Below are 23,904 nucleotides of genomic sequence, written 5' to 3'. Positions count from 1 at the left end.
TGGGCGTTTGGGGGATCTTGGGCACCCCCCTACGTGCCCGTAAAGCCCCTTGTCAAGATCTCCTAAGCGGGCGGGTGAACTACGGCGCCGGTGTGGCCGAGGAGGTCGCGGCCGGCTTGAGGAAGGAGTTCCAGCCGCCGGCGGGCTTCTGGCCCACTTCCAGCGAGCGCAGCTTGGCGAGGATCTTCGGGTCCTGGACGTCGAGCCAGTCCACGAACTGCTTGAAGGAGACGAGCCGGACGTCCTTCTTTCCGGCCATTCCCTTGAGCGCGGCCTCGACGGCGTCCATGTAGATGCCGCCGTTCCACTGCTCGAAGTGGTTGCCGATGTAGAAGGGCGCGCGGTTCGACTCGTACGCGCGCGTGAAGCCGCCGAGGAGTGCCTCGGTGGCCTGCTTGCGCCAGCCCGGGTAGCGCGAGGGCATGCCCTTGGTGGTGTTCTTCGACTGGTTGGCGAGCATGTTGTAGTCCATGGACAGGACCTCGAAGGAGTGCCCGGGGAAGGGCACGGCCTGGAGCGGGAGGTCCCAGATGCCCTGGCGCTTGGTGGGCCAGGTCTGGCGGCCGCCGGGGGAGCTGGCGTCGTAGCGCCAGCCGAGCCGCTTGGCGGTGGGGAGCAGGTTGTCCTGGCCCAGGAGGCAGGGGGTGCGGCCGCCGACGAGCTCCTTGGAGTAGTCGAAGGGCAGCGGGTCGAGGTCGGTCCAGCCGCTGTTCGTCTTCCACTCGGTGACGAACTTCATCGCCTGGTCGATCTCGCTCTGCCACTGGGCCGGGGTCCAGTTGCCGACGGAGCCGGAGCCGCCGCAGAAGTGCCCGTTGAAGTGGGTGCCGATCTCGTGGCCCTCGAGCCAGGCCTGCCGGACGTACTTCAGCGTGTCCTTGATGTGGTCGTCGGTGAGGTAGCCGATGTCCGAGGCGCCGACGCGGTTGTTCGGCGGGCGGTAGAGGTGCTTCTTCGACTCGGGGAGGAGGTAGATCCCGGAGAGGAAGAAGGTCATCGCCGCGTCGTGGTTCTTGGCGAGTTCGAGGAAGCGCGGGAAGAGTCCGTTGCCGACCTCGCCGGCGCCGTCCCAGGAGAAGATCACGAACTGCGGCGGGGTCTGGCCGGGTTCGAGGGGGACGGGGGTGTCGGGCTGGTGCGGCTGCTTTCCGGTGTCGGCGGTGGAACCGTCGCCGATGAGTCGGACGGTGTCCTCGGTCGGGGTGGCCGTGCCCGGGTCCGCCGAGACGTCACCCCCCTTACCCGGTCCGGAACGTCCCGACTTGTCCGCATTGTTACCGCTGCACGCGGCAACACCCATCGCGGCCGCGGCGCCGACTCCCGCCCCGAGCAGCCCCCTTCGACTGATTCCCCTGATCCCGCGCATGACATCCCCATTCGCGCTGACGTATCACCTGAACGTCATCCAAACCGACAATGAGTGAGATGCCAGGAGGAACACTGAGGTTCCGGGAAATAGTATAAAAATTTCAGGGCGATCGATGGGCATGAACGCCATCGACCGCCCTGAACTGTGGACCGGGCCTCACCGCGCTGTCCAGTGAGGCCCCGACCCCTCCACGGGATCCACCCGAAGAGCTACGCCCCGAAAGCCTTCGACTTCCCCTTGACCGGCTTCGCGCCGGCCCGCAGGTGCGCCGGGACGAGGTCGAGCGCCGGCTCGCTGTAGCCGACCGAGACGATCCGGTCCCCCTGGTACGTGAACGACGTCAGCGAGGCCAGCGTGCACTGCCGCCGCCGCGGGTCGTGCCACAGCCGCCGCTTCTCGACGAAACTGCGCACGATCCAGATCGGCAGCTGATGGCTGACGCAGACCGCCTCGTGTCCCCGGGCCGCGTCCTTCGCCGCGTCGAGCGCGCCCATCATGCGGACGACCTGCTCGACGTACGGCTCGCCCCACGACGGCTGGAACGGGTTCGTCAGGTGCTTCCAGTTCCCCGGCTTGCGCAGCGCCCCGTCGCCCACACCGAAGGTCTTGCCCTCGAAGACGTTCGCCGCCTCGATGAGACGCGGATCGCTCGCGAGGTCGAGACCGTGCCCCTTGGCGACGGGCATCGCCGTCTCCTGCGCCCGCTCCAGCGGGGAGGCGACGACATAGGTGATGTCCCGGTCGGCCAGGTGCTCGGCGACCCGGTCCGCCATCCGACGGCCGAGCTCGGACAGGTGGTAGCCGGAGCGGCGCCCGTACAGCACCCCGTCCGGATTGTGGACCTCGCCGTGCCGCACCAGATGGACGACGGTGATGTCGTCGCTGCTCGCGGCGCTCACGCGGTGGCCTCCGCGGCGGCACGGGCGGCGGCGGGCAGCGCGGCGGCGATCCGCTCGACCGCCCGCTCGTCGTGCGCGGCCGACACGAACCAGGACTCGAACGCGGACGGCGGCAGGTAGACGCCGTCGGCCAGCATCGAGTGGAAGAAGGCGTTGAAGCGGAAGGCCTCCTGCCGCTTCGCCTCGTCGTAGTTCCGCACCTCGTCGGCCGTGAAGAAGACCGAGAACATGTTGGAGGCGGTCTGCAGCTGGTGCGCCACGCCCTCCTTGGCGAGCGCGCCCGTGACCAGGCCCTGGATCTCCTGCGAGACCGCGTTCACCTTCTCGTACGCCGCGTCGTCGAGCAGCCGCAGCTGCGCGAGCCCGGCGGCGGTCGCGACCGGGTTACCGGAGAGGGTGCCCGCCTGGTAGACCGGCCCGGCCGGGGCCAGGTGCCCCATGACATCGGCGCGGCCACCGAACGCGGCGGCCGGGAAGCCACCGCCCATGACCTTGCCGAAGGTCAGCAGGTCGGCCTTCACCCCGTCGACGCCGTACCAGCCGGCCTTCGACGTACGGAAACCGGTCATCACCTCGTCGGAGATGTACAGCGCGCCGTTCTCCCGGCACACGTCCGCCAGGCCCTGGTTGAAGCCCTCCGCCGGCGGGACCACGCCCATGTTGCCGGGCGAGGCCTCCGTGATGACACAGGCGATCTCACCCGGGTGCGCGGCGAACGCGGCCCGCACCGCGGCCAGGTCGTTGTACGGCAGCACGATCGTGTCCCCGGCCTGCGCGCCGGTCACCCCGGGCGTGTCGGGCAGTCCGAGGGTGGCGACACCGGAACCCGCCGCGGCGAGCAGCGCGTCCACGTGGCCGTGGTAGCAGCCGGCGAACTTGACGACCTTGGCGCGCCCCGTGAACCCTCGGGCCAGCCGGATCGCGGACATCGTGGCCTCGGTGCCGGAGGAGACGAGCCGGACCTGCTCGACCGGCTCGATCCGCGCGACGATCTCCTCGGCGAGCGCGACCTCGCCCTCGCCGGGCGTACCGAAGGAGGTGCCGCGGGCCACGGCGGCCTGCACCGCGGCGGTCACCTCGGGGTGCGCGTGGCCGAGGATCATGGGGCCCCACGAGCACACCAGATCGACGTACTCACGCCCGTCCGCGTCGGTGAGGTAGGGACCGGAACCGGACACCATGAACCGGGGCGTTCCGCCCACGGCCCGGAAGGCCCGCACCGGTGAGTTCACGCCGCCGGGCGTCACGAGGGAAGCGCGGTCGAAAAGCGTCTGTGAGACTGGGGCTTCGTATGAATACGGCACTGTGATCCTGACCTGCGAGAACGACTTCGGGCACGACATCGGGAACGGAGGGACGACGTGAACATCCTGGGCACTACGCCGAGGCGTACGCCCTCCGCGTCTGCGAAACTGTGGCGACATGGGGATGACTCACGGAATCCATGGTGTCAGAGGCCACGGCGTTCTTGCGGACAGGTGTTTCACCGTACGAACGCGGGGGAGGTCACTGACACGATGATCGGGTCGCGCGGCGGGGTCGTGTTGCCGAGAAAAAGCAGTCGGGTGGAGATATGCATCGCGGTGGCGGACCGGGCGAGGGGACGGACGACCTGGGCCCGGAGTCTGCCCGGCGGGGGAGGCACCGGCGCCGGCGGGCCGAGGACCAGACCGCGTCGGAGCGCCGGGCGAGTCCCGACCCGGCGGCGGAACCGCCCCCTGCGACCGGGGGCCGGAGCTTGGGGGTGACGTACAAGTACTTCGGCGCGCCCAACAGCGCGACGGCGGCTCAGGTCCCGATCTCGATGCGCCCGGAGGAGCTCGGCGGCGACGAGCTCGGCATGGGCGGCATGTTCACCAAGATCAAGCCGGAGACCATAGCCGCCATGGTCCTGACCGGCATCCAGGGCATGCCCCTGCACAAGGTGCCCCCGCTGGAGCTGGTGGTGCTGCACCCGGACTACGCGGTGGTGAAGCTGCCGATGACCGTGGTCGACCCGCTGCGCGCGATCGGCGAGGAGTCGGTCGGCGCCGCTGCCTTCATCTGGTCCACGGTCCCCGACCGCGGCGGCCCGCGCGACGCCTTCGACGTCTACCAGCTGCTCCACGAGTGGCAGGACTTCTCGGTCCGCCTCCACGACGCGGGCCACCAGCCGTACTGCCTGGTGTGGCCGTGAGCCGCTGACGGAGCCCGGGGCCGGGGTGCCGCGCTTGAGCCGGGGTGCCGCGCGTGAGCCGGGGTGCCGCGCATGAGCCGGGGTGCCGCGCATGAGCCGGGGTGCCGCGCATGAGCCGGGGTGCCGCGCATGAGCCGGGGTGCCGCGCATGAGCCGGGGTGCCGCGCGTGAGCCGGGGGTCCAGCGGCGGTGGCCCGGGAGTCACTTCCGGTCCGCCGCCTCCCTGGTGCGCTCGGCGGCGAGCTCGCGGGCCGAGGCGAGCCGGTACGGCACGTCGATGACGACGACGTTCCTCATGAACAGCAGCCGCGCCTTGAGGCGCAGCGCGCTCTGGTTGTGCAGCGGCTGTTCCCACCAGTGCCCCACCACGTACTCGGGGATGACCACCGAGATCACCGCGTCCCCCGTCCGCTCGGGCGCCTCCCGGACGTGCCGCAGCACCGGCTGGACGATCGAGCGGTACGGGGAGTTGAGCACCCGCAGCGGTACGTCGATCCCACGGGCCTCCCAGGTCGCGCGGAGCACCTCCGCCTCCGCCGGGTCCTCGGCGACGGTGACGGCCGTGAGGGAGGAGGGGCGCAGGGTCTTCGCGTACGACAGGGCCCGGAGGCTCGGCGCGTTGACCGAGGCGATCAGGACCAGGACGTGGTGCTCGGCGAGGGCGCGGGGCCGCTCGTGCGGGCCGACGGCGACCTCGGCGGCGACGGCGTCGTAGTGCCGCCGTACCCCCTTCATCCCGGCGAAGAGCACCGGCATCGCGAGGACGACGAGCCAGGCGCCGTGGGTGAACTTGGTGATGAGGACGATGACGAGGACGACCGCCGTCAGACAGGCCCCGAAGGCGTTGATCGCGAGGCGGCGGTGGATGGCGTGGCGCTTGTCGGCCCCGGCGGGCGTGGCGAGTTCTCGCCGCCAGTGCTTGACCATCCCGGCCTGGGAAAGGGTGAAGGAGACGAAGACGCCGAGGATGTACAGCTGGATGAGGCGGGTCAGCTGCGCGTCGAAGGCGACGACGAGGGCGATCGCGGCGAGCGCGAGGAGGACGATGCCGTTGGAGTAGACGAGCCGGTCGCCGCGGTGGAAGAGCTGGCGGGGCGCGTAGCGGTCCCGGCCGAGGACGGAGGCGAGCATCGGGAAGCCGTTGAAGGCGGTGTTGGCCGCCAGGATCAGGACGCCCGCGGTGACGGCCTGGAGCACGTAGAAGAGGATGTGCCAGTCGCCGAAGGTGGCGCGGCCGATCTGGGCGAGCGCGGTGGACATCGGGGTGCCGGGGGCGAGCCCGAGTTCCGTGGGGTCCTCCGCGACGTGGACCTCGTACACCATGGCGAGCACGGTGATCCCGAAGAACATGGTCACGGAGAGACCGCCCATGATCGCGAGGGTCATGGCCGCGTTGCGGCTCTTGGGTTTCGCGAACGCCGGGACGCCGTTGCTGACGGCCTCGACGCCGGTCAGGGCGGTGCAGCCGGAGGCGAAGGCGCGCAGGGCCAGCAGCACCAGCGCGAGGCCCGTGTAGGTGGACACCTCGTTCACGGGCAGCGTCGCGGACTCGGCGCGGATCGTCGCACCGGTCGCCATCCGTACCGCCGCCACAGCGAACATCACGTAGACGACCAGGATGAACGCGTACGTGGGGACGGCGAACCAGCGGCCCGACTCGCGCACCCCGCGCAGGTTCATCCAGGCCAGCACGGCGACGAAGAACACCGACATGGCCACGGCGTGCCCGTCGAGCGCGGGGACGGCGGAGGTGATGGCGGCGACCCCCGAGACGACGGACACGGCGACGGTCATCACGTAGTCGATGAGCAGCGCGGACGCGGCGGTGAGCGCGGCGGTCCGCCCGAGGTTCTCGGCGGCGACGACATAGGCCCCGCCGCCGCCCGGGTAGGCGTAGCAGGTCTGCCGGTACGAGGCGACGACGACCACGAGCAGGATCACGATGCCGACCGCCGCGTACCAGGCCAGATGGAGCACGGCGAGGCCGCCGAGAGCCAGGATCAGCAGGATCTCCTCGGTGGCGTAGGCGACCGAGGAGAGCGGGTCGCTGCAGAAGATCGGCAGGGCGACGCGCTTCGGCAGCAGGGTCTCCCCGAGCCGGCCGCTGTCCAACGGACGACCTACGAGCAGGCGTTTCGCCGCACTTCCAGCTCTCATAAGTGATGAAGTTAGGACGAATGGTACGTCATACACGGAAGCCGCGCCCGGCGGGAGCCCCGCACGAGGAAGGACACGACGCGTGAGCGGAGTACGAGAAACCGGAGAAGCGCGAGGAGCGCGAGGAGTACGCATGGCCGGCGAACCCCTGCAGATCGGCGAGGTCGCCGCACGGACCGAACTGTCCCTGCGCACGATCCGACAGTACGAGGACAGCGGCCTGGTCGTCCCGTCCGCCGCCTCGCCGGGCGGCTTCCCGCTCTACACGGACGCGGACGTGTCCCGGCTGATGGTGGTCCGCCGGATGAAGCCGCTCGGCTTCACCCTCGACGAGACCCGCGAACTCCTCCTGGCCATGGACCGGCTGACCGCCGAACGCGTCGGCACGGACACCGAACTCGACCCGGACGAGCGGGCCGCGCTCCTGGCCCGCGTCCGCCGCTACGAGCAGGCCGCCGCGGAACGGGTCGCGGAACTGCGGGCCCAACTCGCCCGCGCGGAGGAGTTCGCCGACTCCCTCCGCCGCACCCGCTCGGCGGCGGCGCCGGTCTGACCCGCCCGTCACGGGGCGCCCGGCCGGCCGGTCGCTCAGGGCGTGAGCGCCGCCGCGAGGTCGCGGAAGAAGCGCGCGTAGGCGGCCGGGCTGGGCGGGGTCTCCGGGTTCCACGGCATGGACCGGACACCGGCCAGCGCCTCGTCGGGCGCCGCCGCGTGGGCGCGGTTGTCGAAGAGGACCAGGTCGGGGCGGAGTTCGACGGCGCGGCCCCAGTCGGCGGTGAGCCAGTTGGCGCCGGGCCCGGGCCCCGGGTCGACGAGCCGGACGCCCAGCTCGGCGAGCCGCGCCAGCTCGGGCCAGGCCTGCGGGCGGGCGAGATGCACCTGGTCGGGGCCCGCCCCGGAGAGAGCGAGCACGGCGAGACCACTGACCGCCGCCGCCTCCCGAAGCACGCCCTCGGCGCCCGGAAGCCCGCCTGAGACACCGCCCGCAGCCGCCGCGGGGTGCGCGGGAGCACCGGTCACCGCCGAGTCCGCGACCGTGACCGCCGCCGCCGCGGGGTGCGCGGGAGCGCCGGTCACCGCCGGGTTCGCGACCGTGACCGCCGCCGTCGCGGAGAGCGCGGCCGTGACCGCCGTGGCCTGCCCCGCCCCCAGGCTGACGGCCAGCGTGCCGAAGCGGTCGAGGATCGCCGGCAGGGTGAGCTCGTTGCCGACGGAGAGCGCGACGAGCGGCACCCCGATCCGGTCGGCGACGGCCTCGTCGAGCGCGTACGGGCTCTTCCCGTCGTAGGTCACGTCGACGATCACATCCGGCCGCAGTTCCCGCAGCCGCTCCTCGTCCAGGCCGCGGCCCGGCCCGAGGTACGTCACCCCCGCCGCCCGCAGCCCGCCCTCCTTGGCCGGGTCGAGGACCTCGCCGTCGTGCCCGGAACCGTAGACGGCGACCGGCGTCACGCCCAGGTCGCAGAGGGCCGCCCCGGCCCGTACGTACGCGATCACCCGCCTCGGCACGCGCGGCGCCCCCAGCTCCGTACCCCTGTCGTCCGTGAATCCCCATGCGTGCGCCCCGGACATACGGCTGCTCCCTCCCCGGCCGGAATGTGCCTCTTCCGCCACCTTGGAGCGGTTCCCCGGCACGCACAAGAGGGCCTCCCGGCCCCGGTCGGCGCGGGGGCGCCGAGGGCCGGGACCACGGTCCCGGTTCCCCCTGCAGAAAGCCCCCCAGGGTGGTGTCAACTGAACAGATCCGGAGGAAGCAGTAGGAACCGCCGGTGCCGTCGTGCCCGAGAGGTACCCATCCGCGCGAGGACCGGTCTCAAGCCTCCCGTGCGCGGGGGTCGCGGCCGGTGGTCGCGAGCAGGCGCTCGAACGCGGTGGCGTCGGCGGGCAGGCCGACGGCCTCCGCGAAGAGGTTCATCCTCCGGGCCGTGGGCGCCATCCGCTCCACCTCGTCGACGAGTTGGGCGACGACGACCGGGTCGGGTGCGAAGCTCCGCCCGGTGGCACGGGCCAGGTCCCAGACGTGCACGGTCAGGTCGAGCAGGACCAGGAACCCGACGGTCCGCGCGGGCAGCCCCATGGCGCCCGAGGTGCCCTCTTCGGCGTCCGGCGCCGACCAGGCCTCGACGAGCTTCCCGGTCTCGGCCTCGAAGTGGTCGCGCCAGTCGGCCTCGGCGAGCCGGTCCGGGGTGTGGGAGAAGTCGGCGGCCCGCTTGGCGGCGAGGGCCTGGAAGTTCACCACGACGTCGAAGAGATGGTTCAGCAGGGCGCGCACGTCGTACTCGGCGCAGGGCGTGGGCGCGCCGAGTGAGGTGTCGGCGGTGTCCCTGATGAGGGGCGTGGCGTGGGTGGCGGCGCTACGGAGCAGGTCACCGATGCGGGGCGGGGCCTCGTTCGTCATGGGGGCGACGGTAGGCGAGGTGCCCACCCCGGTCTTGAAGAAACCCGCCAGGGCGGTCATGGGTGAGGACTCGGGGTCGCCCCGCCGATCACGCCGCGCCCGCCCGATCCGGACCGGCCGGACGCGTCCTAGCATCGGGGGATGCCGTCCTCCGCTCCCCGCCGGGACACCCGGGGCATCGTCGACCCCGCCGAGCTGCTCTCCCGTGTCCGCTTTCGCCGGCACACCCCGGCGCCGGAGCTGCGGCCCTATCTGGAGCACTACTGGCTGATCGACTGGGAGCTCCCGGAGCCGTACGCGACCCATGTCGTGCCGCATCCGTCGGTGAACGTCGTCTTCCAGCGGTACGGAGCGCTCGGCGCCCCGGCGACGGAGGCGGACGTGTCCGCCGAGGTCTCCGGGATCGGCCTCGGCCTCTTCACGCAGAAGCTGGCGGAGTCGGGCCGGGTCTGCGGGGTGCAGTTCCGTCCCGGCGGTTTCCGTCCCTTCGCGCCCGCGTGGCCGGTGTCGGCCTGGACGGGCCGCCGGGTCCCCCTCACCGACGTGTTCCCGGACACGGGCGCCGATCTGCCGTCCGCCGTCCTCTCCCCCGACACCGACCACGCGCGCGTGGCGGCGCTCGACGCCTTCCTCCTGGCCCACGGCCCCGCCCCCGACCCGGCCGCCGACCAGGCGATGGAGCTGGTGGACCTGGTCCGCACGGACCGCATGATCCGCAGGGTGTCCCGACTGGCCGCGGCGGCGGGCCTGTCGGCGCGCTCGCTCCAGCGTCTCTTCGCGACCCGTGTCGGCGTCGGCCCGAAGTGGGTGATCCTCCGCTACCGCCTCCACGAGGCCCTGGAACGCGCCGAGGCCGCCGGGGAGGCGGGCGCCCCGGACTGGGCGGCGCTCGCGGCCGAGCTGGGCTACAGCGACCAGGCGCATCTCGTACGGGACTTCACGGCGACGATCGGGGTGCCGCCCACGGCGTACGCCCGCGGTCTGTCAGTGCCCTGACCTACCGTACGGACATGGACACCGACGCCTCCCCCGCCCGGCCCGCCCCCGTACGGCTCGAAGCCTGGTCCGAGGACGACGCGGGTCTGCTGCGCGCCCTGAACGCGCCCGCGTCGACGGAGCACCTGGGCGGTCCTGAGACCGAGGAGCAGCTGGTCGGGCGCCACCGGCGGTACGTGGACCTGAGCGCGGGCGACGCGGGCGCGGGGCGGATGTTCCGGATCGTGCTGCTGCCGGAGGAGGTCGTGGTGGGCAGCATCGGATACTGGCCGCAGACCTGGGACGGTGAGCCGGTGTACGAGACCGGGTGGGCCGTGCTGCCGGGCTTCCGGGGCCGGGGCCTCGCGACGTCCGCCACGCGCGCGGTGGTCGCGGAGGCCAGGTCCGCGGGCCGCCACCGCCATCTGCACGCGTTCCCGTCGGCGGACAACACCGCTTCGAACGCGGTGTGCCGCAAGGCGGGGTTCGAACTGCGCGGCGAGCGGGACTTCGCGTACCCGCCGGGCCGCCTGATGCGCTGCAACGACTGGCGCCTCGACCTGGAACGGCCCTAGCGGGCCAGGGTCCTAGGAGGCGTTCGACGGCGGTGCGGTGAGCGGCCTGGTGAAGTGGAAGGCCACGATGTCGAAGCGCTCGCGCAGGTAGAAGCGGTGGGCCCCGGTGCGGTGGGTGCCGGAGTCCAGATTGAGCTCGTGGCAGCCGGCGGCGCGGGCGTGGGCCTCCAGATGGGCGACGAGCGCGTGGCCGACCCCGGTGGAGCGGGTGGTGGCGGCGGTCACCAGATCGTCGACGTAGAGCTTGCGCAGCGAGCTGGTGTTGATGACGATCCGCCAGCCGGCCGCGCCGACGCAGCGCCCGTCGTCCGCGTAGGCGGCGCTGAACCGGAGCCCCTGCGCGTGACCGGCCTCGTACACCTCGTGGAAGAGGGCCGGGGTGAGGTGCGGGCGGAGTTCGGCGAGGACCGGCAGGAGGTCGGTCTCCAGCCGGGGGTCGCCGGGCCCGAGGTCGATGATCTTCATGGCGGGACCGTACCTCAGGGTCTTCTCCGGGCGGCCACCCCGGACCCGGCCGCCCGGAGAACCCGCCGTCTTCCCCTACGCCCCTCCGTCTCCCCGCTCCCGTCTCACGCCGCCGGCGAATTCCCTGGCAGCCCGTCGTGGCCCGGTGCCATCCTGTCCCCGTGAACGGACCGGAGATCCAGATCAGTTTCGCCCCCGGCCTGGGGCTCTTCGTCTCGCCCGAGCGGCGGTCGGGCCGCACGCGCGTGACCACCGACGGCGCATCCTCGCTCGGCCACGTCGTGGAGTCGCTGGGCGTGCCGCTCACCGAGGCCGGGAGGCTCCGGGTCGACGGACGGATCGTCGACACCTCGCACGTCCCGGCCGCGGGCGAGACCGTCGACGTGGAGGTCGTCACCCGCCCGCAGCCGGTGCCGGGCGCCCCGCTCCGGTTCCTGCTCGACGTGCACCTCGGCACGCTGGCGCGGCGGTTGAGGCTGCTCGGGGTGGACGCGGCGTACGAGAGCGAGGACATCGGCGACCCGGCGCTCGCCGCGCTCTCCGCGCGGGAGCGGCGCGTCATGCTCTCGCGGGACCGCGGCCTGCTGCGCCGCCGCGAGCTGTGGGCGGGCGCCTACGTCTACAGCGACCGACCGGATGAACAGCTCCGCGACGTCCTCGAACGGTTCGCGCCGCCGCTCGCGCCCTGGACGCGGTGCACCGCCTGCAACGGGGAGCTGAGCGACGCCGACAAGGACGCGGTCCGCGAGCGCCTGGAGCGGGGAACGGAGAAGACGTACGACGTGTTCGCCGAGTGCGTGGAGTGCGGCCGGGTCTACTGGCGCGGCGCCCACCACTCCCGCCTGGAGGAGATCGTCTCCGAGGCGGTACGCGAGTTCGGCGGCGCGGCAACGGGCTGACCGGTCAGGACACCGGGCCGGGCCGCGATCGCGTCCGAGCACCCGACCGGAGCGGAGGACGACCGGCCCTCAGAAGACGTACGGGTCCCCCGTGGCGAACACCATGACGCGGTGCCGGTCGTTACCGGGGTTCCGGTCGGTCACCCCGTCCCGCCACACCGTGGTGATGTCCACGGTCAGCTCGTCCGGGAGACCGGAGGCCCGCAGATCGAGCATCAGCCGACCCGCGCCACCGACCGCCCGCAGCTCACCCGTGCGACAGGACACCACCCGGTCACTGCTCCACAGGCAGGCCTCCGGCAGCTCCTGGCCCCCCGCCATCGGCTCGGAGAAGGCGAGCCGGACCGTCGCCTGGGAGAGGTCGGAGGGGCCGTGGTTCTCGCTGATCAGCCAGACCCCGATCCTGCCGCCCCAGAGGGAGACATGACCGTGATGGGCGATATCCGCCTCAGGCCCGACCACCGGGCTCACGGCACCGGCTCCGGCTCCGGCACTGACTCCGGCACCGGCACTCGCTCCGGCACCCGCCCCCGTACCCATCACCACCGCGGCCGCGAGAGCGACCCCGAGCACACCCTTCCGCATTCCACGCATAAGCCCAAAATACCCACTGATCATCCCATTTTCTGACAACCCATCAGTCAGCGTGTCCCATGGCACGCTGCCCCCATGCTCACCGTCCGCTCCCTCGCCCTCTTCGCCCTCGCCGCCCTCTTCGAGATCGGCGGCGCCTGGCTCGTCTGGCAAGGCGTCCGCGAGCACCGCGGCTGGATCTGGATCGGCTCCGGCGTCCTCGCCCTCGGCGTCTACGGCTTCGTCGCCACCCTCCAGCCCGACGCCGATTTCGGCCGCGTCCTCGCCGCCTACGGCGGTGTGTTCGTGGCGGGATCCCTCGCCTGGGGCATGGTCGCGGACGGCTACCGACCCGACCGCTGGGACGTCATCGGCGCACTCGTCTGCCTCGCCGGCATGGCCCTGATCATGTACGCCCCACGAGGCCGCTGAACGGCGCCCCCACCTATCCTGACCGGGCGATCGACGTCACCGACCCCCTGTGCGAGGAGCCCCCGCCATGACTGCCCCCGGTACCCCCATCGCCGTCATCACCGGAGCGAGCAGCGGAATCGGCGCCGCCACGGCCAGGCAGCTGGCCGCCGCCGGCTACCGCGTGGTCCTCACGGCCCGGCGCAAGGACCGCATCGAGGCCCTCGCCGCCGAGATCAACGACGCCGGCCACCAGGCCACCGCCTACGCCCTCGACGTCACCGACCGCGCCGCCGTCGACGAGTTCGCCACCGCGTTCCGCTCCCTCGCCGTCCTCGTCAACAACGCCGGCGGCGCCCTCGGCGCCGACCCCGTCGCCACCGGCGACCCCGCCGACTGGCGCCAGATGTACGAGGTCAACGTCATCGGCACCCTGAACGTGACCCAGGCCCTGCTCCCGGCCCTGACCGCGAGCGGCGACGGCACGGTCGTCGTCCTCTCGTCCACCGCCGGCCACTCCACCTACGAGGGCGGCGCCGGCTACGTCGCCGCCAAGAACGGCGCCCGCGTCCTCGCCGAGACCCTCCGCCTGGAGATCGTCGGCACCCCGGTCCGCGTCATCGAGATCGCCCCCGGCATGGTCAAGACGGACGAGTTCGCCACCACCCGCTTCCGCGGCGACGCCGACAAGGCGGCCAAGGTCTACGCCGGCGTGGCCGCCCCCCTCACCGCCGACGACGTCGCCGACACCATCACGTGGGCCTGCACCCGCCCCCCGCACGTCAACATCGACCTCCTGGTCGTCCGCCCCCGAGCCCAGGCCTCGAACACCAAGGTCCACCGCGAGCTGTAGGGCGACGGAAGGGGCCGGTGCACCGCACCGGCCCCTTCTTCCCCCGTCCCCTGCGGGCCGCCTCAGCCCTTCACGCAGATGAGCTGCTTCAGCTTGGCGACGACCTCCACCAGGTCCCGCTGCTGGTCGATCACCTTCTCGATCGGCTTGTACGCTCCCGGGATCTCGTCGACGACGCCGGAGTCCTTACGGCACTCCACACCCCGCGTCTGCTCCTCCAGGTCCTTCGTCGAGAAGCGCCTCTTCGCCGCGCTCCGGCTCATCTTCCGACCGGCACCGTGCGAGGCCGAGTTGAACGACGCGGCGTTGCCGAGGCCCTTCACGATGTACGAGCCGGTACCCATCGAGCCCGGGATGATCCCGAACTCGCCGGAGCCGGCCCGGATCGCGCCCTTCCGCGTGACCAGCAGGTCCATGCCCTCGTACTGCTCCTCCGCCACATAGTTGTGGTGGCAGGAGATCACCTGGTCGAAGGTCACCCGCGCCTTGCGGAACTCCCTGCGGACGACCTCCTGGAACAGCGCCATCATGATCGCGCGGTTGTACTTCGCGTACTCCTGCGCCCAGAAGAGGTCGTTCCGGTAGGCGGCCATCTGGGGGGTGTCCGCGACGAACACCGCCAGGTCCCGGTCCACGAGGCCCTGGTTGTGCGGCAGCCTCTGGGCTTCACCGATGTGGAACTCCGCGAGCTCCTTGCCGATGTTCCGCGAGCCCGAGTGCAACATGAGCCACACCGAATCGGATGTGTCGACACAAAACTCCACAAAATGATTACCGGCTCCCAGCGTTCCCATCTGCAGCGCAGCGCGCTCCCGCCGGAACTTGACCGCATCCGCGATGCCGTCGAACCGCGACCAGAAGTCGTCCCACCCCGCCGTCGGGAACTGGTACAGGCGCCCCGGGTCCACCTCCGAGCGGTGCATCCCGCGCCCCACCGGAATCGCCTGCTCGATCTTCGACCGCAGCCTCGACAGATCCCCCGGCAGGTCGTTCGCCGTCAGCGAGGTCTTGACCGCCGACATCCCGCAGCCGATGTCCACACCGACCGCCGCCGGACAGACCGCACCCTGCATCGCGATCACCGAGCCGACCGTCGCGCCCTTGCCGTAGTGGACGTCCGGCATCACGGCCAGGCCCTTGATCCACGGCAGGGTCGCCACGTTCCGCAGCTGCTGCATGGCACCGCCCTCCACCGTGGAGGGGTCGGCCCACATCCGGATGGGGACCTTCGCCCCAGGCACCTCTACGTACGACATACTTCCTCGATTCCCCCGAAAAGCCTGATAACGCAAAAACCGGAGCCAAAGCCCGTACAGGTGACAACGGACCAGCATCAACGGCTGCGTGTGCGATAGACATTGTGTCCACCGGCCGGGTTCGCGCGGCAAACAGTTTTCGGGAAAGACTTCGGGAGAAGGGAGCCTGGGACCGTGCAGCGAAAGAGGTACGCCCCCGGCCGAACCGGGCCCGCGGCGCGCACCGCCGTCGTCCTCGCACTCGGCCTCGGCCTCGGGATCGGCCTCACCGGATGCTCCTCGGGCACCCCGACGGACGACGTCGCCGTCGACGCCAAGGCCGGCCCCGCCGCGGCCGTCGCACCCCCCGGCCGCTACCGCACGCTCTTCGAGCCCTGCGGCGCCGTCCCGCCGGGCACGCTCAAGGACCTGCTCCCGGGCGCCGCAGCCCTGGCGGACCCCGAGCGCGAGCAGGCGTACCGGGGCTCGGCCGCCGTCACCTACGACACCGACCGGCGGGTCGGGTGCGCGTGGAAGGCCGACAGTCCGGACGTCTCGCACCGGCTGGCGCTCGACGTCGAGCGGGTCGTGTCGTACGACACCGCCGTCAGCGACGACGACCGGGCACAGGAGGTGTTCGTCCGCAAGCAGCTCGCGGCCGGCATCCCGCTGGCCCCGACGGCCCCACCGACCCCCACAGCCACAGCGACTGCCACGCCGACAGCGACAGGGGCTACGGCACCCGTCGGCGCGAGCACCCGGCCCGCCCGGAGCGCGGGCGGGACCGCGCCGGGCACCACCGCTCCGCCCACGCCCCCGAAGGGCACCGCGCCGGGCAGCACGGGCTCCCCCACCGGCACCGGTCCGTCCGACCCCACCCCGTCCGGCCCCGCCCCCACCGGTCTGGAGCCCCGCGTCCTCGTCGGCCTCGGGAACGTCGCGTATCTGGACGACGTCCTGAAGACGGTGGGCGCGAACGGTCGTGAGCGTGTCGTGAGCGTGGTGTTCCGCACATCCAACGTCATCGTGACCGTCTCCTACCGGGAGCGGACGACCGCCGCGGCCGAGGCCCCGGACAGCGGGGAGCTGCAGGAAAAGGCCCGGAACCTGGCCCGGCTGCTCGCCGAGCGCCTGGAGGAGTAGCGGTCCGGCTCCGCTCCGTGAGGGCGCGGCGACCACGTAACGTGTCGCCGTACCCGTGGCCCATCCGCACCCGTGCCGGTGGCCGCCGGGAGCTCCGGCCGGACCGCACGACAAGCGACTGAAGGAACCATGCAGCGATCAGCCCCGCGACTCACCCGCATACTCGCCTGCGCCGCCGTCCCGGTGATGCTCGTCGTCGCCGGCTGCTCCTCGGACTCCGGCGACGGCGGCTCCGGCTCGACGGGTTCGAAGGACAAGGGCGGCGTGTCGGCGTCCGCCACCCCCTCGCCGTCGCAGACCACGAAGACGGTCGAGCCGGCGAGGTTCGCGAAGCTGCCGCAGGCCTGCAAGGCGATCTCCGCCGGGACGACGGCTGCGCTGGTGCCCAAGGCGAAGACCAAGAACGGTACGCCCGCGCCCTCCAGCGACGTGGCGAGCCGTGGCGGCTGCTCGTGGAACGGTCTCGCCGACAAGGGCGTGAAGGGCTCGCAGTACCGCTGGCTCGACGTGTCGTTCTACCGGTACGAGTCGGACGCCACGCTCGGCAGCGGCCAGGAGCGCGCGCGGGAGAACTTCGCGAAGGAGCTCGCCAAGGTCGAGGAGACCCCGGGTGCCAAGAAGCTCCGCACCACCACGGCCACGGGCATCGGCGAGGAGGCGAAGACCGTCGCGTACCAGCTGCGCAAGACGGACGAGGACTTCGTGTACGGCTCCGTCGTGGCGCGTACGGGCAACATCCTGGTCCTGCTCTCGTACAACGGGGCCGGGTACGCGGGCGCGCCGACGCCGACGGAGAAGACCATCGTGGACGGCGCGGTGAAGGCGGCGAAGGAGGCCGTGGCCGCGGTCGCCGCCGCGAACAAGTAGTCGGGCGGGCAGCCGGGCGGACATGCCTGACGGGCAGGCCCGACAAGTAGTCACATACCTGCGCACAGTGGCGTGTCCGCGTGGAGCCCGTCCCTCCCCCGAGGGCCGGGCTTCGCTCGCGTGTGCCACTCTGTGCGCGCGGGATGTCAATGACGGGAGGGTTCGCGGGTGGCCGCGATGCAGCTGACACGCACACACCGAATACTCATCGGCCTCGTCATCGCCGGTGCGCTGATCATCGCGGGGATCGGTTTCGCGGGTTCGTACGCCGCCGTGCGCGAGCTCGCCCTGGACAAGGGCTTCGGCACCTTCTCGTACTTCTTCCCGATCGGCATCGACGCGGGCATCTGTGTGCTGCTCGCCCTCGATCTGCTGCTGACGTGGTTGCGGATCCCGTTCCCGCTGTTGCGGCAGACGGCGTGGGTGCTGACCGCGGCGACGATCGCGTTCAACGGCGCGGCCGCCTGGCCGGACCCGTTGGGCGTCGGGATGCACGCGGTGATCCCGGTGCTGTTCGTGGTGGCCGTCGAGGCCGCGCGTCACGCGGTGGGGCGGATCGCGGACATCACGGCGGACAAGCACATGGAGGGCGTCCGACTGACCCGCTGGCTGCTGTCTCCGGTACCGACGTTCCGGCTGTGGCGCCGGATGAAGCTGTGGGAGCTGCGCTCCTACGAGCAGGTGATCAAGCTGGAGCAGGAGCGGTTGATCTACCAGGCGCGTCTGCAGGCCCGTTACGGCCGCAGCTGGCGCCGGAAGGCGCCGGTGGAGGCGTTGATGCCGCTGCGGCTCGCCCGGTACGGCGTCCCGCTGGCGGAGACGGCGGCGGCGGGCCTCGCGGCGGCGGGTATCGAGCCGGCCCTGCTGCCCCCGCAGCCGCAGCCGCAGCTCCAGTCCCACCAGCAGCTCCAGCCACAGCCCCAGCAGCTGGCTCAGCCTCTCCTGCCCCAACAGCCCCAGCCCCAGCTCCAGCAGGGCCCTGTGCAGGCGCAGGGCCCGGCACAGGCCCAGGTACAGGGCCCGGCACAGGCGCAGGCGCAGGGACAGGCCCAGGCGCAGCCGGGTGGGCAGGGCGGTCAGCTCCCCGAGGCGGAGGCCCCGAACCACGACAGTCCGTGGTTCCAGGCGCCGCAGCTCCCGTCCGAGGCCCATGAGACGGCGTTCGACCCGCAGTACGTCGACGGTCTGGCGCCGACCCCGGTCCCCGTACCGCTGGGCCCGGAGGACGTCCCGGTCCCGGACCCGCGCCATGAGCAGGGCCCCGAGGCGTTCGAGCCGTACCCCGAGTACGTGGAGGAGCCGGAGGCGCAGGTCGACGAGTTCCGTGAGGTCGTCTACAAGCTGACCTGGGCGTACGCCCTGGAGCACGACCGCTTCCCGGAGGATCCGGAGCTCGCGGCCATGGTCGCCGATCACTACGGCGGCGGGCAGCCGCGCAACCCCGCCCTGCTGCAGCAGGTGGTCCCGGGGGTGCAGGAGCAGATCCGGCGGGACATGCAGGACTACCGCCCGGCCTGAGTCCGCACGAACACAGGGAAAGGGCCGCCACCCCGTCTCCGGGTGGCGGCCCTTTCCCCTGGTCGTGGTCAGGCTCCGAGCAGCTTCCTCACCCGGTCCGCACCCACCGCGAGCAGCAGCGTCGGCAGCCGCGGTCCGGTCTCCCGGCTGACGAGCAGCTTGTACAGCAGGGCGAAGAACGCGCGCTGCGCGAGCTTCAGCTCGGGCGTCGGCTTGGCCTCGGGGTCGAGACCGGCCATCACCTTCGGGACGCCGTAGACGAGGGTGGTGAGCCCGTCGAGCGACCAGTGGGTGTCGAGACCCTCCAGGAGCAGGCGGAGCGACTCGCGGCCCTCGTCGTCGAGGGAGCCGAGGAGCTCGGTGTCGGGCTCCTCGCGGACGATGGTGCGCTGGTCGGCCGGGACCTGGCTGGTGATCCAGTTCTCGGCGCGGTCGAGGCGCGGCCGGACCTCGTCGAGGGAGGTGACGGGGTTCTCCGGGTCGAGCTCGGTGAGGATCCGCAGGGTCTGCTGGTCGTGGCCTGCGGTGATGTCCATCACGGAGGCGAGCGTCCGGTAGGGCAGCGGCCGCGGGGTGCGCGGCAGCTCCCCGGCGGCGGTGCGGGCGGCGCGGGAGTGGGCGGCGGCGTCGGCGGGCAGCACGGTGCCGTCGGCGACCTTCGTCTCCAGCTTGTCCCACTCGTCGTAGAGCCGCTGGATCTCCTGGTCGAAGGCGATCTTGAAGGACTGGTTGGGCCTGCGGCGGGCGTACAGCCAGCGCAGCAGCGGCGCTTCCATGATCTTCAGGGCGTCGGCGGCTGTGGGTACGCCGCCGCGCGAGGAGGACATCTTGGCCATGCCGCTGATGCCGACGAAGGCGTACATGGGTCCGATGGGCTGGACGCCGTCGAAGATCTCGCGGACGATCTGGCCGCCGACGACGAAGGACGAGCCGGGCGAGGAGTGGTCGACGCCGGAGGGCTCGAAGATGACGCCCTCGTAGGCCCAGCGCATGGGCCAGTCGACCTTCCAGACCAGCTTGCCGCGGTTGAACTCGCTGAGCTTCACGGTCTCGGCGAAGCCGCACTCCGTGCAGGTGTAGGCCAGTTCGGTGGTCTCGTCGTCGTACGAGGTGACGGTGGTGAGGTCCTTCTCGCACCGCCCGCAGTACGGCTTGTACGGGAAGTAGCCGGAGGCGCCGCCGGAGCCGTCGTCCTCGCTCGCGGCGCCGGAGCCTTCCTCGGCCTCCAGTTCGGCCTCGTCGAGGGGCTTCTGCGACTGCTTCTTCGGCGTCTTCTTCGTCCGGTACTGGTCGAGGATGGCGTCGATGTCGCCGCGGTGCTTCATGGCGTGCAGGATCTGCTCGCGGTAGGCGCCGGCGGTGTACTGCTCGGTCTGGCTGATGGGGTCGTACTCGACGCCCAGCTCGGCCAGCGACTCGACCATGGCGGCCTTGAAGTGCTCGGCCCAGTTGGGGTGGGGCGAGCCGGCGGGGGCCGGGACGGAGGTCAGCGGCTTGCCGATGTGCTCGGCCCAGGACGCGTCGATGCCCCCGATGCCGTTCGGCACCTTGCGGTAGCGGTCGTAGTCGTCCCAGGAGATGAGGTGCCTGACCTGGTGGCCGCGGCGGCGGATCTCGTCGGCGACCAGGTGCGGGGTCATGACCTCGCGGAGGTTGCCGAGGTGGATCGGGCCGGAGGGGGAGAGGCCGGAGGCGACGACGACCGGTTTGCCAGGCGCACGTCGCTCCGACTCGGCGATGACCTCGTCCGCGAAACGGGAGACCCAGTCGGTCTCGGTGCTGCTCTGAGCCACGGTCGGTACGTCCTTCTTCCTGAGGGGTTCTGCCTGACAGCTCTACGTGAGCCATTCTCCCAGACGGAACAGCGCGCTCCGAGGTTGTCCACAGCAAGAGATCGCGCGGCGTCCGGGGTTGTCCACAGGCGGGGAAATCTCGTTGCGCTGCCGTGGGACACTTGACAAGCGAATCAGACCTGACGAACCCCTGACGAACCCAACAGGAACGGAAGCTCATGGCCTCGGTCCCTTCCCTCGCTTCGACCGTGCAGCAGCGCCTCGCGGACGGCCTCTCGGCAGCCCTGCCGGAGGCGGCGTCCGCCGACCCGCTGCTGCGACGAAGCGACCGGGCCGACTTCCAGGCCAACGGCATCCTGGCGCTGGCCAAGCAGCTCAAGGGGAACCCCCGTGAGCTGGCGACCCGGGTCGTCGCCGCGATCCCGGAGAACGACGTCCTGGCGGAGATCGAGGTGTCGGGCCCCGGCTTCCTGAACATCACGGTGACGGACGCGGCGATCGTCCGCACGCTCGCGGCCCGCGCCGCCGACGCCCGGCTGGGCGTGCCGTTCAACGAGTCGGCGGGCACGACGGTCATCGACTACGCCCAGCCGAACGTGGCGAAGGAGATGCACGTCGGGCACCTGCGGTCCGCCGTGATCGGCGCCGCGATGGTCGAGATCCTGGAGTTCACCGGCGAGAGCGTGGTCCGCCGTCACCACATCGGTGACTGGGGCACCCAGTTCGGCATGCTCATCCAGTTCCTGATCGAGCACCCGCACGAGCTGGACCACAGGGCCGAGGACGGCGGCGAGGTCTCCGGCGAGGAGGCCATGTCGAACCTGAACCGGCTCTACAAGGCCTCGCGTGCTCTTTTCGACTCCGACGAGGAGTTCAAGACGCGGGCCCGTGCGCGGGTGGTGGACCTCCAGGCCGGTGACGAGGAGACGCTCGCGCTCTGGCAGCGGTTCGTCGACGAGTCGAAGATCTACTTCTACTCGGTCTTCGACAAGCTCGACATGGACATCCGGGACGCCGACGTCGTCGGCGAGTCCGGGTACAACGACATGCTGGCGGAGACCTGCGCCATCCTGGAGGAGTCGGGCGTCGCCGTCCGCTCCGAGGGCGCGCTGTGCGTCTTCTTCGACGACGTCAAGGGCCCGGACGGCAACCCGACCCCGCTGATCGTCCAGAAGTCCGACGGCGGCTTCGGGTACGCGGCGACGGACCTGTCCGCGATCCGCGACCGGGTGCGGAACCTGAAGGCGACGACGTTGTTGTACGTGGTCGACGCCCGGCAGTCGCTGCACTTCAAGATGGTCTTCGAGACGGCCCGCCGGGCCGGCTGGCTGAACGACGACGTGAAGGCCGTCCAGCTGGCCTTCGGCACGGTCCTCGGCAAGGACGGCAAGCCGTTCAAGACCCGCGAGGGCGAGACGGTCCGGCTGGTGGACCTGCTGGACGAGGCGATCGACCGGGCGTCGGCCGTCGTCCGCGAGAAGGCCCAGGACCTCACGGAGCAGGAGATCGCCGAGCGGGGTACGCAGGTGGGCATCGGCGCCGTGAAGTACGCGGACCTGTCGACCTCGGCGGCCCGCGACTACAAGTTCGACCTGGACCAGATGGTCTCGCTCCACGGCGACACCTCGGTCTACCTGCAGTACGCGTACGCCCGTATCCAGTCGATCCTCCGCAAGGCGGGAGACGCCAGGCCGGCCGCCCACCCCGAGCTGGCCCTCGCGCCGTCGGAGCGGGCCCTCGGTCTGCACCTGGACGCGTTCGGCGAGCTGATCGCCGAGACGGCCGCGGAGTACGCCCCGCACAAGCTGGCCGCGTACCTGTACCAGCTGGCCTCGCACTACACGACGTTCTACTCGGAGTGCCCGGTCCTGAAGGCGGACACCCCGGAGCAGGTCGAGAACCGCCTCTTCCTCTGCGACCTGACCGCCCGCACGCTCCACCAGGGCATGGCTCTCCTCGGCATCAGGACGCCCGAGCGCCTCTGACGGCCCCGGAGCGACAGTCGATCCGAAGGCGAAGCCCCCGGCACGGAATCCGTGCCGGGGGCTTCGTCGTCGACGGAATCGTCAACGGAGGGAGTGCGAGGTCCTGCCCGACACCTCGTCGATCTCCGTATGCGCCTTCTGCAGCAGCTGCGAGGCGAGGTCCATCAGGGCACGCGCCCCGGCGATCTCCTCGCCCACCCTCAGCTGGTCCGGATCGGAGGGGTGACGGTTCGCGGTTCCGTGGGCCCGGAACTCGGTGCCGTCGCCCAGCCGGACCATGGCCGCGGCCCGCGTGCGGTCGCCCTCCTCCTGGAACTCCATCTCCACATGCCATCCGACAAGCGTGTGCATCATGAGGACCACCTCCAGCGAGGACCTGTCGGCTACCCCTCCAGGGTGCGCCGGACGGCCGTCACCGGCGAGCCGACCCCAGTGTCTGCGCGGCCTCGGTGGCCCAGTAGGTCAGGATCATCTGCCCGCCGGCCCGCCGGATGCCGGTGAGGGTCTCCATGATCGCCTTGTCCCGGTCGATCCAGCCCTTCTCCGCGGCCGCCTCGACCATCGCGTACTCACCGCTGATCTGGTACGCGGCGACGGGCACGTCCACCGACTCGGCGACCTTCGCGAGCACGTCGAGGTACGGCCCGGCGGGCTTCACCATCACCATGTCGGCGCCCTCCTCCAGGTCGAGGGCGAGCTCGCGCATCGACTCCCGAAGGTTCGCGGGGTCCTGCTGGTAGGTCTTGCGGTCACCGCGGAGCGAGGAGCCGACGGCCTCGCGGAAGGGACCGTAGAAGGCGGAGGAGTACTTCGCGGTGTACGCGAGGATCGACACGTCCTCCTTGCCGATGGTGTCCAGGGCGTCCCGGACGACCCCGACCTGGCCGTCCATCATTCCGGAGGGGCCGACCACATGAACACCGGCGTCGGCCTGGACCTGGGCCATCTCGGCGTAACGTTCCAGCGTGGCGTCGTTGTCGACCCGGCCGTCGGCGTCGAGGACGCCGCAGTGCCCGTGGTCGGTGTACTCGTCGAGGCACAGGTCCGACATGATGACGAGCTCGTCGCCCACCTCGGCCTTCACGTCACGGATGGCGACCTGCAGAATGCCGTCCGGGTCGGTACCGGCCGTACCGAGGGCGTCCTTCTTGTCGTCCTCGGGCACGCCGAAGAGCATGATGCCGGAGACCCCGGCCTCCAGCGCCTCGGCCGCGGCCTTCCGCAGGGTGTCCCGGGTGTGCTGGACGACCCCGGGCATGGCCTGGATCGGAACGGGCTCGGTGATCCCCTCGCGTACGAACGCGGGGAGGATCAGATCGGCGGGGTGCAGCCGCGTCTCGGCCACCATCCGCCGCATGGCAGGCGTCGTCCGCAGCCGCCGCGGCCGCGCCCCGGGAAAGGATCCGTACGAGTTCATAAACCCGAGGCTACGCCCGCGGAAACGATGCACTTACCGACCCGGTGTGGGCATACGTCCGGCCCCGCCCCCGTGTGGGCAATCGTCCCGCAGGGCGGGACGGGTGGGCACACGGGACGGCGCCCCGTGCCGGGCCCAGGCCGCTGGCGCCCGAACCCGCACCCCGAGCGCCCCGCACCCACGAGAAACCCTCACT

General features: G+C 71.5%; 23 protein-coding genes. 11 read left to right on the top strand and 12 right to left on the bottom strand.

The window, feature by feature from the left end; all coding sequences use genetic code 11:
• Positions 1 to 79: 79 nt before the first annotated feature.
• The 3 genes from ACFWV2_RS22315 to hemL all read right to left on the bottom strand — a co-directional run bounded on the left by ACFWV2_RS22315 (position 80) and on the right by hemL (position 3,611).
• Complete coding sequence (locus ACFWV2_RS22315) at positions 80 to 1,357, bottom strand: hypothetical protein (protein WP_384407132.1); 1,278 nt, start codon at positions 1,355 to 1,357, stop codon at positions 80 to 82.
• A 221-nt stretch (positions 1,358 to 1,578) separates the two neighbouring features.
• Positions 1,579 to 2,268 carry a histidine phosphatase family protein gene (locus ACFWV2_RS22310; protein ID WP_384406921.1) on the bottom strand — a complete coding sequence of 230 codons (690 nt, stop codon included), beginning with the start codon at positions 2,266 to 2,268 and terminating at the stop codon, positions 1,579 to 1,581.
• Positions 2,265 to 3,611, bottom strand: a complete 1,347-nt coding sequence (hemL, locus tag ACFWV2_RS22305; RefSeq protein WP_384406919.1) for a glutamate-1-semialdehyde 2,1-aminomutase — start codon at positions 3,609 to 3,611, stop codon at positions 2,265 to 2,267. Before hemL ends, ACFWV2_RS22310 begins: the two co-directional genes overlap by 4 nt.
• A gap of 230 nt (positions 3,612 to 3,841) precedes the next feature.
• Here hemL and ACFWV2_RS22300 point away from each other — a divergent pair, with 230 nt between their 5' ends.
• Positions 3,842 to 4,444 carry a hypothetical protein gene (locus tag ACFWV2_RS22300; RefSeq protein ID WP_384406917.1) on the top strand — a complete coding sequence of 201 codons (603 nt, stop codon included), beginning with the start codon at positions 3,842 to 3,844 and terminating at the stop codon, positions 4,442 to 4,444.
• A gap of 201 nt (positions 4,445 to 4,645) precedes the next feature.
• Here the strand turns inward: ACFWV2_RS22300 and ACFWV2_RS22295 are convergent, their stop codons facing one another.
• The gene (locus ACFWV2_RS22295) at positions 4,646 to 6,601 is read right to left on the bottom strand and encodes an APC family permease (RefSeq protein ID WP_384406915.1); all 1,956 of its coding nucleotides are present in this window, start codon (positions 6,599 to 6,601) and stop codon (positions 4,646 to 4,648) included.
• Positions 6,602 to 6,734: 133 nt separating this feature from the next.
• On the opposite strand from ACFWV2_RS22295, the gene ACFWV2_RS22290 reads away from it, so the two are divergent.
• The gene (locus ACFWV2_RS22290; RefSeq protein ID WP_384406913.1) at positions 6,735 to 7,154 is read left to right on the top strand and encodes a MerR family transcriptional regulator; all 420 of its coding nucleotides are present in this window, start codon (positions 6,735 to 6,737) and stop codon (positions 7,152 to 7,154) included.
• Between the two features lie 35 nt (positions 7,155 to 7,189).
• On the opposite strand, the gene ACFWV2_RS22285 is transcribed toward ACFWV2_RS22290, so the two are convergent.
• Together ACFWV2_RS22285 and ACFWV2_RS22280 are read right to left on the bottom strand one after the other, a co-directional pair.
• Entirely contained in the window at positions 7,190 to 8,173 is a 984-nt protein-coding gene (locus tag ACFWV2_RS22285; RefSeq protein ID WP_384406911.1) for an ABC transporter substrate-binding protein, read from the bottom strand.
• A 241-nt stretch (positions 8,174 to 8,414) separates the two neighbouring features.
• Positions 8,415 to 8,999 (bottom strand): TIGR03086 family metal-binding protein, encoded by a 585-nt coding sequence (locus ACFWV2_RS22280; RefSeq protein WP_384406909.1) that lies wholly within the window; start codon positions 8,997 to 8,999, stop codon positions 8,415 to 8,417.
• A gap of 141 nt (positions 9,000 to 9,140) precedes the next feature.
• On the opposite strand from ACFWV2_RS22280, the gene ACFWV2_RS22275 reads away from it, so the two are divergent.
• Entirely contained in the window at positions 9,141 to 9,995 is an 855-nt protein-coding gene (locus ACFWV2_RS22275; RefSeq protein ID WP_384406907.1) for a DUF6597 domain-containing transcriptional factor, read from the top strand.
• A gap of 14 nt (positions 9,996 to 10,009) precedes the next feature.
• A complete protein-coding gene (locus tag ACFWV2_RS22270; RefSeq protein WP_384406905.1) occupies positions 10,010 to 10,549 on the top strand; it encodes a GNAT family N-acetyltransferase in 540 nt (179 codons plus the stop codon).
• 12 nt (positions 10,550 to 10,561) lie between these two features.
• Here the strand turns inward: ACFWV2_RS22270 and ACFWV2_RS22265 are convergent, their stop codons facing one another.
• Positions 10,562 to 11,014: a GNAT family N-acetyltransferase gene (locus ACFWV2_RS22265; protein WP_384406903.1), complete on the bottom strand. Its 453-nt coding sequence runs from the start codon at positions 11,012 to 11,014 to the stop codon at positions 10,562 to 10,564.
• Positions 11,015 to 11,175: 161 nt separating this feature from the next.
• On the opposite strand from ACFWV2_RS22265, the gene ACFWV2_RS22260 reads away from it, so the two are divergent.
• Positions 11,176 to 11,913, top strand: coding sequence for a Mut7-C RNAse domain-containing protein (locus ACFWV2_RS22260; RefSeq protein WP_384406901.1), 738 nt, complete (start codon positions 11,176 to 11,178; stop codon positions 11,911 to 11,913).
• Between the two features lie 69 nt (positions 11,914 to 11,982).
• On the opposite strand, the gene ACFWV2_RS22255 is transcribed toward ACFWV2_RS22260, so the two are convergent.
• Positions 11,983 to 12,507, bottom strand: coding sequence for a hypothetical protein (locus ACFWV2_RS22255; RefSeq protein ID WP_384406899.1), 525 nt, complete (start codon positions 12,505 to 12,507; stop codon positions 11,983 to 11,985).
• A gap of 75 nt (positions 12,508 to 12,582) precedes the next feature.
• On the opposite strand from ACFWV2_RS22255, the gene ACFWV2_RS22250 reads away from it, so the two are divergent.
• Positions 12,583 to 12,918, top strand: a complete 336-nt coding sequence (locus tag ACFWV2_RS22250) for a YnfA family protein (protein WP_384406897.1) — start codon at positions 12,583 to 12,585, stop codon at positions 12,916 to 12,918.
• A 67-nt stretch (positions 12,919 to 12,985) separates the two neighbouring features.
• Complete coding sequence (locus tag ACFWV2_RS22245) at positions 12,986 to 13,750, top strand: SDR family NAD(P)-dependent oxidoreductase (RefSeq protein WP_384406895.1); 765 nt, start codon at positions 12,986 to 12,988, stop codon at positions 13,748 to 13,750.
• A gap of 62 nt (positions 13,751 to 13,812) precedes the next feature.
• On the opposite strand, the gene ACFWV2_RS22240 is transcribed toward ACFWV2_RS22245, so the two are convergent.
• Positions 13,813 to 15,006, bottom strand: a complete 1,194-nt coding sequence (locus ACFWV2_RS22240; RefSeq protein WP_384406893.1) for an RtcB family protein — start codon at positions 15,004 to 15,006, stop codon at positions 13,813 to 13,815.
• A gap of 174 nt (positions 15,007 to 15,180) precedes the next feature.
• Here ACFWV2_RS22240 and ACFWV2_RS22235 point away from each other — a divergent pair, with 174 nt between their 5' ends.
• The 3 genes from ACFWV2_RS22235 (at position 15,181) to ACFWV2_RS22225 (ending at position 18,513) form a co-directional block, all read left to right on the top strand.
• Positions 15,181 to 16,128 carry a DUF3558 domain-containing protein gene (locus ACFWV2_RS22235; protein WP_384406891.1) on the top strand — a complete coding sequence of 316 codons (948 nt, stop codon included), beginning with the start codon at positions 15,181 to 15,183 and terminating at the stop codon, positions 16,126 to 16,128.
• Positions 16,129 to 16,257: 129 nt separating this feature from the next.
• Complete coding sequence (locus ACFWV2_RS22230) at positions 16,258 to 16,995, top strand: DUF3558 domain-containing protein (RefSeq protein WP_384406889.1); 738 nt, start codon at positions 16,258 to 16,260, stop codon at positions 16,993 to 16,995.
• A 168-nt stretch (positions 16,996 to 17,163) separates the two neighbouring features.
• Positions 17,164 to 18,513, top strand: coding sequence for a DUF2637 domain-containing protein (locus ACFWV2_RS22225; RefSeq protein ID WP_384406887.1), 1,350 nt, complete (start codon positions 17,164 to 17,166; stop codon positions 18,511 to 18,513).
• 68 nt (positions 18,514 to 18,581) lie between these two features.
• On the opposite strand, the gene lysS is transcribed toward ACFWV2_RS22225, so the two are convergent.
• Positions 18,582 to 20,306 carry a lysine--tRNA ligase gene (gene lysS / locus ACFWV2_RS22220; RefSeq protein WP_384406885.1) on the bottom strand — a complete coding sequence of 575 codons (1,725 nt, stop codon included), beginning with the start codon at positions 20,304 to 20,306 and terminating at the stop codon, positions 18,582 to 18,584.
• 218 nt (positions 20,307 to 20,524) lie between these two features.
• On the opposite strand from lysS, the gene argS reads away from it, so the two are divergent.
• Positions 20,525 to 22,291 (top strand): arginine--tRNA ligase, encoded by a 1,767-nt coding sequence (argS, locus tag ACFWV2_RS22215; RefSeq protein ID WP_384406883.1) that lies wholly within the window; start codon positions 20,525 to 20,527, stop codon positions 22,289 to 22,291.
• Positions 22,292 to 22,372: 81 nt separating this feature from the next.
• Here argS and ACFWV2_RS22210 read toward each other — a convergent pair whose 3' ends face one another.
• Both ACFWV2_RS22210 and hemB read right to left on the bottom strand, forming a co-directional pair.
• A complete protein-coding gene (locus ACFWV2_RS22210) occupies positions 22,373 to 22,642 on the bottom strand; it encodes a DUF1876 domain-containing protein (protein WP_360793845.1) in 270 nt (89 codons plus the stop codon).
• 61 nt (positions 22,643 to 22,703) lie between these two features.
• Complete coding sequence (gene hemB, locus ACFWV2_RS22205; RefSeq protein WP_384406881.1) at positions 22,704 to 23,708, bottom strand: porphobilinogen synthase; 1,005 nt, start codon at positions 23,706 to 23,708, stop codon at positions 22,704 to 22,706.
• Positions 23,709 to 23,904: the final 196 nt, after the last annotated feature.

This window comes from Streptomyces sp. NPDC058671, from assembly GCF_042716475.1.
GTDB lineage: Bacteria > Actinomycetota > Actinomycetes > Streptomycetales > Streptomycetaceae > Streptomyces.
Note: the sequence above shows the minus strand (reverse complement) of the source record. Positions and strands in the feature narration are given on the sequence as shown.